General features: G+C 72.8%; 9 protein-coding genes. All 9 read right to left on the bottom strand.

The features are described from left to right. Window positions 1–1,333, bottom strand: a 1,333-nt coding sequence (locus AA75_RS43450; RefSeq protein ID WP_063794562.1) for a cbb3-type cytochrome c oxidase subunit I, incomplete at its 3' end; no start/stop codon positions are given. Between the two features lie 122 nt (window positions 1,334–1,455). Next, complete coding sequence (gene htpX / locus AA75_RS43455; protein ID WP_033826078.1) at window positions 1,456–2,313, bottom strand: zinc metalloprotease HtpX; 858 nt, start codon at window positions 2,311–2,313, stop codon at window positions 1,456–1,458. 127 nt (window positions 2,314–2,440) lie between these two features. After that, window positions 2,441–3,949: an NADH-quinone oxidoreductase subunit N gene (locus AA75_RS43460; RefSeq protein WP_033826090.1), complete on the bottom strand. Its 1,509-nt coding sequence runs from the start codon at window positions 3,947–3,949 to the stop codon at window positions 2,441–2,443. Window positions 3,950–3,997: 48 nt separating this feature from the next. Next, complete coding sequence (locus AA75_RS43465; protein ID WP_033826079.1) at window positions 3,998–5,551, bottom strand: NuoM family protein; 1,554 nt, start codon at window positions 5,549–5,551, stop codon at window positions 3,998–4,000. A 49-nt stretch (window positions 5,552–5,600) separates the two neighbouring features. Next, window positions 5,601–7,616: an NADH-quinone oxidoreductase subunit L gene (locus AA75_RS43470; RefSeq protein WP_033826080.1), complete on the bottom strand. Its 2,016-nt coding sequence runs from the start codon at window positions 7,614–7,616 to the stop codon at window positions 5,601–5,603. Then, a complete protein-coding gene (gene nuoK / locus AA75_RS43475; RefSeq protein ID WP_033826081.1) occupies window positions 7,613–7,972 on the bottom strand; it encodes an NADH-quinone oxidoreductase subunit NuoK in 360 nt (119 codons plus the stop codon). Before nuoK ends, AA75_RS43470 begins: the two co-directional genes overlap by 4 nt. Window positions 7,973–7,978: 6 nt before the next feature. Continuing rightward, entirely contained in the window at window positions 7,979–8,626 is a 648-nt protein-coding gene (locus tag AA75_RS43480; protein ID WP_199520566.1) for an NADH-quinone oxidoreductase subunit J, read from the bottom strand. Continuing rightward, on the bottom strand, window positions 8,623–9,195 hold the full coding sequence (locus AA75_RS43485) for an NADH-quinone oxidoreductase subunit I (protein ID WP_149038709.1): 573 nt from the start codon (window positions 9,193–9,195) through the stop codon (window positions 8,623–8,625). Before AA75_RS43485 ends, AA75_RS43480 begins: the two co-directional genes overlap by 4 nt. Next, window positions 9,192–10,151, bottom strand: a complete 960-nt coding sequence (gene nuoH, locus AA75_RS43490; RefSeq protein ID WP_033826083.1) for an NADH-quinone oxidoreductase subunit NuoH — start codon at window positions 10,149–10,151, stop codon at window positions 9,192–9,194. Before nuoH ends, AA75_RS43485 begins: the two co-directional genes overlap by 4 nt. Between the last annotated feature and the right edge of the window lie 110 nt (window positions 10,152–10,261).

Genomic DNA, 10,261 nt, shown 5'->3' on the forward strand with positions numbered 1-10,261 from the left:
TGTGGAAGCCGACGAAGAGCGTCCAGAAGTGGATGATCCCGAGGCGTTCGTTCAGCATCTTCCCGGTCATCTTCGGCCACCAGAAGTAGAAGCCGGCGAACATCGCGAAGACCACGGTGCCGAAGACCACGTAGTGGAAGTGGGCGACCACGAAGTAGCTGTCCGAGACGTGGAAGTCGATCGGCGGGGACGCCAGCAGCACCCCGGTGAGGCCGCCGAACAGGAAGGTGACCAGGAAGCCGATGGTCCAGAGCATCGGGGTCTCGAAGCTGAGCGAGCCGCGCCACATGGTGCCGATCCAGTTGAAGAACTTCACCCCGGTCGGGACCGCGATCAGCAGGGTCATGAAGGAGAAGAACGGCAGCAGGACCTGGCCGGTGACGAACATGTGGTGCGCCCAGACGGTGACCGACAGGCCGGTGATCGCGATGGTGGCGGCGATCAGGCCGGTGTAGCCGAAGGTCGGTTTGCGGCTGAAGACCGGGATGATCTCGGTGACGATGCCGAAGAACGGCAGCGCGATGATGTACACCTCGGGGTGGCCGAAGAACCAGAACAGGTGCTGCCAGAGCATCGCCCCGCCGTTGGCCGGGTCGAAGACGAGGGCGCCGAACTTGCGGTCGGCCTCCAGCACCAGCAGGGCGGCGGCCAGCACCGGGAAGGCGAACAGCACCAGGATGCTGGTGAAGAGGATGTTCCAGACGAAGATCGACATCCGGAACATCGTCATGCCGGGGGCGCGCAGGCAGACGATGGTGGTGATGAAGTTGACCGAGCCGAGGATGGTGCCGAAGCCGGAGAACGCCAGCCCCATGATCCACATGTCGCCGCCGACACCCGGGCTGTGCTGGACCCCGGACAGCGGCACGTAGGCGAACCAGCCGAAGTCCGCGGCGCCGTCCGGGGTGAGGAAGCCGCCCACCGCGATCAGCGAGCCGAACAGGTAGAACCAGTACGCCAGCGCGTTCAGCCGGGGGAAGGCCACGTCCGGCGCGCCGATCTGCAGCGGCATGAACCAGTTGGCGAAGCCGGCGAACAGCGGGGTGGCGAACATCAGCAGCATGATCGTGCCGTGCATGGTGAACGCCTGGTTGAACTGCTCGTTCGACAGGATCTGCGTCCCCGGGCGGGCCAGCTCGGCCCGCATCACCAGCGCCAGCACCCCGCCGACCAGGAAGAAGCCGAACGAGGTGGCCATGTACAGGGTGCCGATCTGCTTGTGATCGGTGGTGGTCAGCCATCCCACCAGGGCCCGGCCCCGCCGCCTGCGGCGCGCCGTGAGCCCGGGCCGCCGGGGTGGGCGGGGCGGGGCCGACAGGTCGTCCTGGGGCAGCATCGTCACGGCGGGGCACCTTCCGAGGGCGGGGGCACCTAGCACTACCAGCCCCGCCCCGGCCGGGACCGAGCCACGCCGGGGGCGTCCCCCGGACAGGCCCCGGGCCCGGGGCCGGCGGACTACCGCCCGGCCAGCTGCTCCAGCCGGGCGATCCGCTCGCGCATCGGCGGGTGGGTGGAGAACAGCCGGGCCCCGAACTCGCCGGGGCGGAACGGGTTGGCGATCATCATGTGACTGGCCGTCTGCAGCTGCGGCTCGGGCGGCAGCGGCAGCCGCTGGGTGCCGGCGTCGAGCTTGCGCAGGGCGCTCGCCAGGGCCAGCGGGTCACCGGTGATCCGGGCGCCGTCGGCGTCGGCCTGGTACTCCCGTGAGCGGCTGACGGCCATCTGGATCAGCCCCGCGGCCAGCGGCCCGAGGATCGCGATCAGCAGCATCCCGATCAGTCCGGGCCCGTCGTCGTCCTCGCTGCGGCCGACCGGGATCAGCCAGGCGAAGTTCACCAGGAACATGATCACCGAGGCCAGCGCGCCGGCCACCGAGGAGATCAGGATGTCCCGGTTGTAGACGTGGCTCAGCTCGTGCCCGAGCACACCGCGCAGCTCCCGCTCGTCCAGCAGCTGCAGGATGCCGTCGGTGCAGCAGACCGCGGCGTTGCGCGGGTTGCGGCCGGTGGCGAAGGCGTTCGGCGCCGGGGTCGGCGAGATGTAGAGCCGCGGCATCGGCTGGCGGGCGGCCGTGGAGAGCTCGCGGACGATCCGGTACAGCTGCGGCGCCTCGATCTCGCTGACCGGCCGGGCCCGCATGGCCCGCAGCGCCAGCTTGTCGCTGTTCCAGTAGGCGTACGCGTTGGTGCCGATCGCGACCACCAGGGCCACCAGGAGGCCGGTGCGTCCGAAGAAGCTGCCGATCACCAGGATCAGCGCGGACAGGCCGCCCAGCAGTACGGCAGTCCTCAACCCGTTGTGCCCGCGGTGCACGGCAGACCCTCCATGTGGTGCGCGTGGGAAGCCGTCCGTCCCAGCCCTCTGCCCAGCTCAACGGCAGGGCGGGCCGGGTTCGTTCCCCGTGGGTCGGACGCTACCGGCCGCGGGCCGGGCGGGCAGGTCAGAACAGGCTGCCGGAGACCACCTGGAGCACCAGCTGCGGGGCGACGGACAGCACGGCCGCGCCGGCCGCCGTCAGCCCCAGGGTGGCGGCCAGCGGGGCCGGCACCCGGCGGGCCTCGGCGGCGCCCTCCGCGGGCGCGAACAGCCGGGCCGTCCACAGCAGGTAGTAGTACAGCGCGACCGCCACGTTGGCGGCCATCACCACGGCGAGCCAGCCGAGCCCGGCGTCGACGGCGGCCCGGAAGACCACCACCTTGCCGAACAGGCCGATCACGCCGGGCGGCAGGCCGGCCAGGCAGAGCAGGAAGAAGGCCAGCGCCAGCGCGCTCCAGCGGTGCCGGGCGAACAGCCCGCGGTGGTCGTCCACCCGGGTGCCGCCGGAGCGCTGGACCACCGCGACCACACCGAAGGCACCGAGGTTGACCAGGCCGTAGATCAGCGCGTACGCCACGGTGGCGCCGAGCGGGTCACCGGTCCCGGCGTACCCGGCGGCGGCCACCGGGACCAGCAGGTAGCCGGCCTGGCCGACCGAGGACCAGGCGAGCAGCCGGACCGCGCTGTGCCCGGTGTCGAAGCGCTGGCGCAGCGCCCCGACGTTGCCGACCGTCATGGTGAGCGCGGCCAGCACCGCGAGTGCCAGGCCCCAGGTGTGGCCGTACGGGCGGAAGCCCAGGGTGGCGACCAGGGCGAGGCCGGACAGGCCGGAGGCCTTGCCGACCACCGAGAGGTAGCCGGCCACCGGAAGCGGGGCGCCGGTGTAGGTGTCGGGCACCCAGAAGTGGAACGGGACGGCGGCGACCTTGAAGGCGAAGCCGACCAGGGTGAGCACGGCGCCGGCCTCGGCCAGCGGCCTGAGCTGTCCGGGGGCGTGGGCCAGGCCGTCGGCGACGGCGGTGAGGTGGACCGAACCGGTGGCGGCGTAGACGAAGCCGATGCCGAGCAGCATCACGGCGGTGGCGGTGACCGAGGAGAGGAAGAACTTCAGCGCGCTCTCCGCGCCGCGCCCGTCCCGGCGCAGGCCCACCAGCGCGAAGGCGGGCAGCGAGGCCACCTCCAGCGCGATGACCAGGGTCGCGAGGTCGCGGGCGGCGGGCAGCAGGGCGGCGCCGCTCGCGCTGGACAGCAGCAGGAACCAGTACTCGCCGCCGGGCAGCTTCTCCTCGTCCACGGTGTGCAGCGACAGCAGCGCGGCGAGCAGCGCGCCGCCGAGCGCGAGCAGCTGGAAGGCGAGCGCGAAGTGGTCGGCCACGTACGAGCAGCCGCCCCCGCCGGGCAGGCAGAAGGTGGTCCGGGCGGCGCCCCGGGTGAGCGGGAGCAGCGCGGCCAGGGCCAGCACCAGGGCGCCGACGGCGATCCGGCCGAGTGCCTTGCGGCTGCGGGCGGGCAGCAGCAGGTCGGCCAGCAGCACGGCCAGGCCGCCCAGCGCGGCGACCAGCGGCGGCGCGATGGCCACCCAGTCGACGGACTGGATCAGGCTGCCCGGGTCGGTGACGGCGAGTGTGCTCATGGCGGTCTGCCCCAGGAGGTGAGTGCCGGTCGGGTGGCTGAGCACGGGTCAGCCACCCCCGAGCAGGTGCTTGACGGCCGGGTCGGACAGGCTCAGCAGCAGCGCCGGCCACAGGCCCGCGACCAGGGTGAGCGCGGCCAGCGGCGTCCAGCTGACGGCCTCGTAGGACTTGAGGTCGGGCAGCTCGGTGACGGGCGCGGGCTGCTTCGGGTCGCCCATGCAGACCCGCTTGACCACGACCAGCAGGTAGCCGGCGGTCAGCAGGGTGCCGAGGCCGGCCAGCACCATGTAGGTGAGGAAGGCGGGCCGGGACAGTCCGGCGGCCGGGTCGAAGGCGCCGTACATGGCGAGCAGCTCGCCCCAGAAGCCGGCCAGGCCGGGCAGGCCGAGGCTGGCGACGGCGGCGAAGGCGAGCAGGGCGCCGATCCTGGGCGCCCGTCCGTACAGGGCGGCGCCGGTGGCGCCGGAGAGGGTGTCCAGGTCGGCGGTGCCGTAGCGGTCCTTGACGGCGCCGACCAGGAAGAACAGCAGGCCGGTGATCAGGCCGTGGCCGATGTTGGCGAACAGCGCGCCGTTGACGCCGGACTGGGTGAGCGAGGCGATGCCCAGCAGCACGAAGCCCATGTGGCCGACCGAGGAGTAGGCGATCAGGCGCTTGAGGTCGCCCTTGGCGCCGGGGCGGGCCAGCGCCAGGCAGGCCAGCGAACCGTAGACGATGCCGACGGCGGCGAACGCGCCCAGGTACGGGGCGAAGGTGGCGGTGCCCTGCGGCACGATCGGCAGCAGGATCCGGACCAGGCCGTAGGTGCCCATCTTCAGCAGCACGCCGGCCAGCAGCACCGAGCCGACGGTGGGGGCGGCGGTGTGCGCGTCCGGGAGCCAGCTGTGCAGCGGCCAGGCGGGCGCCTTGACGGCGAGGCCGAGCAGGATGGCGAGGGCGGCGATCACCTGGGTGGTGTGGGTGAGGCCGCTGCCGTGGGCGTCGGCGAGCCGGGTCATGTCGAAGGTGCCGGCGTTGACGCCGATCAGCAGGAAGCCGAGCAGCATCACGGCCGAGCCGAGCAGGGTGTACAGGATGAAGCGGTTGGCCGAGGGCACCTTGCGGCCGCTGCCCCAGCGGGCGATCAGGAAGTACATCGGGATCAGCACGATCTCGAAGGCCAGGAAGAACAGCACCAGGTCGAGCACGGCGAAGGTGGCCAGCATGCCGGTCTCCAGCAGGAGCAGCAGGCCGGTGAAGGCGCGGGCGCCGGGGATGCCGTCGCCGCTGGGCAGGCGCTTGGTGGAGTAGACCGCGCAGAGCAGGGTGAGCAGCGCGGTCAGCACGATCAGCGGCAGCGAGATGCCGTCGACGCCGAGGTGGAACCGCACGCCGATGGCGGGGATCCAGTCGGTGTCGGTGACGGCCTGCATCCGGGCCGGGCGGTCGTGGTCGAAGCCGGCCGCCAGTGCGACGGTGAGCGCCAGCACCGCTCCGGTGACGCCGACGCCGAACCGCAGCGCGCGCCGGCCGTCGGCCGCCGGGTCGGGGCCGAACGGGACCAGGGTGGCGGCGGCGCCGAGCAGCGGCAGCAGCAGGAGGGCGATGAGGACCGCGTTCATCGGGTGCTCCGGTTTCGTGCCGCGGACTGACGGGGGATCGGGCGGGAGGTCATGAGCCGACCGCCACCAGGACGGCGAGCAGCACGGCGCCCGCCAGCAGGGCGCTGAGGTAGGTCTGGGCGTTGCCGGTCTGGGTCCGCCGGACCAGCCACCCGAGCAGGTTGGCGCCGGTGCCCGCGCCCCGGACGTAGGTCTCGATGACCTCGCGGTCCAGGAAGCGGACCAGCCGGGCGGCGGCCGCGGTCGGGCGGACGAACACCGCGCTGTACAGCCGGTCGACGCCGAAGCCCTGCTGCGCGGGCCCGTACAGCGGGCCGAGCAGGAGGCGGCCGGGGTCGGCGGGCAGCTGCTCGATCGCGGGCGGGCCGGCCTGCTCGGGCACCCGGTCGGCGGCGGCCGGGGCGGGGCGGCGGGCGGCGGCGGTGCGCCAGGCGGCGTACGCGATCAGGATGCCGGCCAGCGCCAGCCCGGTGGCGATCACGGCGGTGGTGGTGGAGGGCCGCAGCGAGCCGCCGTCCAGCAGGGCGGGCAGCCAGTCGCCGCGCAGGCCGGCCAGGCCGAAGCCCATGGTGGGCACCGCCAGCACCCACAGCGGCCAGCGCATCGCGGGCGGCTCGTCCCGGGTAGGGTCGGCCTCGTCCGGTTCGGGCGAGTACGGCGCGCCCGGTTCGGGGGTGACGGGCGCAGGGCCCTCGGCGGCGCGGCCGTGGAAGGCGACCAGCCACATCCGGGTGGCGTAGGCGGCGGTGAGCAGTGCGGTGAGGGCGGCGCAGACCAGGACGGTCCAGCCGGCCGCCGCGGGCACCGCGGAGGCCGGGCCGAGGCCGTTGGTGAGGGCGTCGCCGTCGGCGGCGTGCTCGGCGGCGGTGAAGACCGCCTCCTTGCTGAAGAAGCCGGAGAACGGCGGCAGGCCGACCAGGGCGACCAGGGCGATGCCCATCGTCCAGTAGGCGTCGGGGACGCGGTGGCGCAGGCCCGGGATCCGGGACATCGCGGTGACCGAGTTGGTGTGCGCGGCGTGGATCACCACGCCGGCGGCCAGGAACAGCAGTGCCTTGAACGCGCCGTGGCTGACCAGGTGGAACACGGCCGCCTCGCGGTCGCCGCAGGCCAGCGCGCCGGCCATGTAGCCGAGCTGGCCGACGGTGGAGTAGGCGAGCACCCGTTTGAGGTCGTCCTGGGCGAGCGCGCACAGCGCCGAGCCGACCATGGTGACGGCGGCCATCACGGCCAGCACCATCAGGGCGGCGCCGGAGAGCAGGAAGACCGGCAGCAGCCGGGCGACCAGGTAGATGCCGGCGGCGACCATGGTGGCGGCGTGGATCAGCGCGGAGACCGGGGTCGGGCCGGCCATCGCGTCGGGGAGCCAGGTGTGCAGCGGGAACTGGGCGCTCTTGCCGGCCACGCCGGCCAGCAGCAGCAGCGCGGTCAGGGTGGGGTGGCCGAGCCGGCCCTCGCCGGCGGCGGCGAGCACGCCGTCGATCCGGAAGGTCCCGGCGTCGGCGCCGAGCAGGAAGATGCCGAACAGGAACGGCACGTCGCCGAGCTTGGTGACCAGGAAGGCCTTCAGCGAGGCCGAGCGGGCGTCGGCGCTCTCCCAGTGGTGGCCGATCAGGAAGTACGAGCAGATGCCCATCACCTCCCAGCCGACCAGCAGGATGATCAGGTCACCGGAGTAGACGACCAGGAACATCGCCGCGGTGAACAGCGAGACCAGCGCCGCGTACGAGGGGTAGCGCGGATCTTCCTTGAGGTACGCGGTCGAGTAGACCTGGACGCAGGTGGCGACCAGGCCGACCAGCACCGAGATCAGCGAGCTGTAGCCGTCCAGGTGGACGGAGAGGAAGATGCCGGGGCCGCCGGTCGGGGCGAGCCGGGTCGAGGCGTCGAGCGTCCCGTCGGTGCCGAGCTGGACGGCGACCACCAGGGCGAGCACCGCGGAGACGGCGACCGGCAGGATCGCCAGCGGCCGGGCGAAGCCGGGGGCGCGGCGGCCGGTGGCCAGGATGGCGGCCGCGCCGAGGGCGGGCAGCACGGGGACGAGGACGGGCAGCGCGAGGTTCATGCGGCCTGGCCCTTCAGCTCGGCTTCGGCGGGCTCCGGCTCGGCCTCGGCCGGGTCGCCGAGGGCGGTGATCCGGTCGACGTCGGCGGTCCGCCGGGTGCGGAAGACCAGCAGCACGATCGCCAGGCCCAGGCCGATCTCGGCGGCGGCGATGGTGATGGTGAACAGGGTGAGCGCCTGGCCGGCGTGCAGGGTGTCGCGCAGCCAGACGTCGAAGGCGACCAGGTCGAGGTTGACGGCGTTGAGCATCAGCTCGACCGACATCAGCACCAGGACGACGTTGCGCCGGGCGAGCACGCCGTAGACGCCGACGCTGAACAGCAGCGCGGCGAGGACGACGGGGTAGGCGAGATGCATCGGTGGTCAGCGCTCCCGGGTGGCGGCGGTGGTGGCGGGGCGGCCCACGGCCTTGCCGGCCCGCAGCTTCCCGGCCCGGGGTCGGGGCACCCGGCCGTTGCCGGTGCGCGACAGCACGATGGCGCCGACCAGCGCGGCCAGCAGCAGCACCGACAGCGCCTCGAACGGCAGCACCCAGTACCGGAACAGGCTCTCGCCGGTGACCCGGGTGGAGCCGCCGCCCGCGCCGAGGTCGACCCAGGTGGACCGGAAGGCGTCGGTGACCAGGGTCACCAGGGTGGCGGCGGCGGCCAGCGCGACGCCGAGCGCGACCCAGCGGTTGCCCGAGTCTGCGTCGGGCGAGCGCCCGATCGGTGCCTTGGTCAGCATCAGGCCGAACAGCACCAGCACCACGACCGAGCCGAGGTAGATCAGCACCTGCACCCAGGCGATGAACTCCGCCGTCAGCAGCAGGAACTCGATCGCCAGCCCGCCGAGCGCGACCACCAGCCACAGCGCGGCGTGCACCAGCTGCCGGGTGGTCACCGAGACCACTGCGGAGCCCAGGACGGCGAGGCCGACCAGGACGAAGACGATCTCCGCGCCGGTGGGCGACAGGAAGGAGCGGGCGGCCGGCTCCAGCGACCCGGCCGCGGCGAGCAGACGGCCCGTCACTGCTGATCACCCTTCTCGGCCTCGGCGGCGGCCGCGGCGGCCTCCTGCGCGGCGGCCAGCTTGTCGGCGGCCTTGCGGGCCATGCCGATCTCCTTGGGTTCCTCGGCCGCCGGGTCGAGCGCGGGCGGCGCCGGGACGGTCCACATCCACTCGCGCAGCCGGTCGCGCTCGTGGGTGAGTTCCAGGATGTCGGTCTCCGCGTACTCGAACTCCGGCGACCAGAACAGCGCGTCGAAGGGGCAGACCTCGATGCAGATCCCGCAGTACATGCAGAGCGAGAAGTCGATCGCGAACCGGTCCAGCACGTTGCGGGTGCGGGCCCGGGCGTTCGGGTCGGCGGCCGGCAGCGTCTCCTTGTGGGAGTCGATGTAGATGCACCAGTCGGGGCACTCCCGGGCGCAGAGCATGCAGACCGTGCAGTTCTCCTCCAGCAGCGCGATCACGCCGCGGGTGCGCGGCGGCAGTTCGGGCTGCACGTCGGGGTACTGCGCGGTGACGGTCTTCTTCGTCATCGTCCGCAGCGTCACGGCCAGGCCCTTGGCCAGACCGCTACCTGGAATCCGCATCAGGAGATCGCCACCTTGATGATGCCGGTGAGGGCCAGCTGGAGCAGCGCTAGCGGGATCAGCCCGGTCCACGCGAACTTCATCAGCTGGTCCTCGCGCAGCCGGGGGTAGGTGACCCGGAGCCAGATCACCACGAAGGCCAGCGCGAAGGTCTTGAGCAGGGTCCACAGCCAGCCCAGCGAGTCCGGGCCCGGGCCGTGCCAGCCCCCGAGGAAGAGCACCGCGGTGAGCGCGGAGACCACCAGGATGCCCGCGTACTCGGAGAGCAGGAACAGCGCGAAGCGCAGGCCGGTGTACTCGGTGTACGCGCCGAAGATGATCTCGGAGTCGGCCACCGGCATGTCGAACGGCGGACGCTGCAGCTCGGCCAGGCCCGCCGTGAAGAACACGAACGCGCCGATCGCCTGCCACGGCAGCCACCACCAGTGGAACTCCTCGACGATGCCGGTCAGCGAGACGGTGCCCGCCGCCATCGCCACCGAGGCGGCGGCCAGCAGCATCGGCAGCTCGTACGACATCAGCTGGGCGGCCGTGCGCAGACCGCCGAGCAGCGAGAACTTGTTCGCCGAGGCCCAGCCGGCCATCAGCGAGCCGAGCACCCCGATGCCCATCACGGCCAGCACGAAGAACAGCCCGGCGTCCACAGCCTGGCCGACCAGCCCGTTCGGGCCGATCGGGATCACCAGCAGCACCACCAGGTACGGCAGCAGGGCGACCGCCGGGGCCAGCTGGAAGACCTTGCGGTCGGCGCCGGCCGGGACGATGTCCTCCTTCTGCGCGAACTTCACACCGTCGGCGACCAGCTGCGCCCAGCCGTGGAAACCGCCGGCGTACATCGGGCCGAGCCGGCCCTGCATGTGGGCCATCACCTTGTGCTCGCTCTGGCCGATCACCAGCGGGAGGGTCAGGAAGGCCACCAGGGTGCCGAGGCAGCGCAGCAGCGTGTCGATCCAGTTCACGCGCTGTCTCCGTCCTTCTCCGGCGTCTCGGTCGGGGGTGCTTCGGGGGCGTCCGGGGCCTCGGGGGCCTCCGGGGTGGCGGGGCGCTCCGGGGTGGCGGGCGCCTCGGG

The sequence above is a fragment of the Kitasatospora sp. MBT63 genome, from assembly GCF_000710465.2.
Lineage (GTDB): Bacteria > Actinomycetota > Actinomycetes > Streptomycetales > Streptomycetaceae > Kitasatospora.

Coding starts and splice junctions, on each gene's coding strand:
- nuoK (WP_033826081.1), bottom strand. CDS start 7,972: ATGCATCTCGCCTACCCCGTCGTCCTCGCCGCGCTGCTGTTCAGCGTC.
- AA75_RS43470 (WP_033826080.1), bottom strand. CDS start 7,616: ATGAACCTCGCGCTGCCCGTCCTCGTCCCCGTGCTGCCCGCCCTCGGC.
- AA75_RS43460 (WP_033826090.1), bottom strand. CDS start 3,949: ATGAGCACACTCGCCGTCACCGACCCGGGCAGCCTGATCCAGTCCGTC.
- AA75_RS43465 (WP_033826079.1), bottom strand. CDS start 5,551: ATGAACGCGGTCCTCATCGCCCTCCTGCTGCTGCCGCTGCTCGGCGCC.